The organism is Geovibrio ferrireducens, assembly GCF_026226615.1.
Taxonomy (GTDB): Bacteria; Chrysiogenota; Deferribacteres; order Deferribacterales; family Geovibrionaceae; genus Geovibrio; species Geovibrio ferrireducens.
Genome location: NZ_JAJAPB010000031.1, coordinates 1 through 458, shown reverse-complemented (window position 1 = coordinate 458; position 458 = coordinate 1). Strand labels below are relative to the sequence as shown.

General features: G+C 43.2%; 1 protein-coding gene. It reads left to right on the top strand.

Annotated elements, in window-relative coordinates:
* A partial coding sequence (locus OSQ85_RS14025) for an integrase core domain-containing protein (protein ID WP_265823931.1) occupies positions 1-450 on the top strand: 450 nt, incomplete at its 5' end.
* Positions 451-458 lie beyond the last annotated feature (8 nt).

The window sequence follows — 458 nt, the reverse complement described above, 5'->3', positions numbered from 1 at the left end:
GTAGTGGATTCCTGCACCCGTATAGCATGGGTAGAGGCTATTGCTGATAAAAAGGCCTTAACGGTAATGTTTGCCGTATTCAGAAGCTTTAACTTTATAGCTCAGAGATATAATATCCGCTTTGCAGAGGTACTGACGGATAACGGTCCGGAGTTCGGCACAAAGGAATCGGGAAGCAAGGAAGACCATCCGTTTGAGAGGTTTCTTATAGAGATGGGCATAAGACACAGATACACAAGACCTTACAGACCGCAGACTAACGGAAAGGCAGAGAGATTCTGGAGGTCAATAGAAGAAGACTTGTTGCAGGACTATGTATTTGAGTCTGTTGAGGAATTAGAAGATGAACTGCTCAAGTACATCATATACTACAACGAGCATAGACCACACCAGGGAATCAACGGAAAAACACCGCAGCAGTTAAACGATATTTGTCCTCGAATTACTTGACATATACA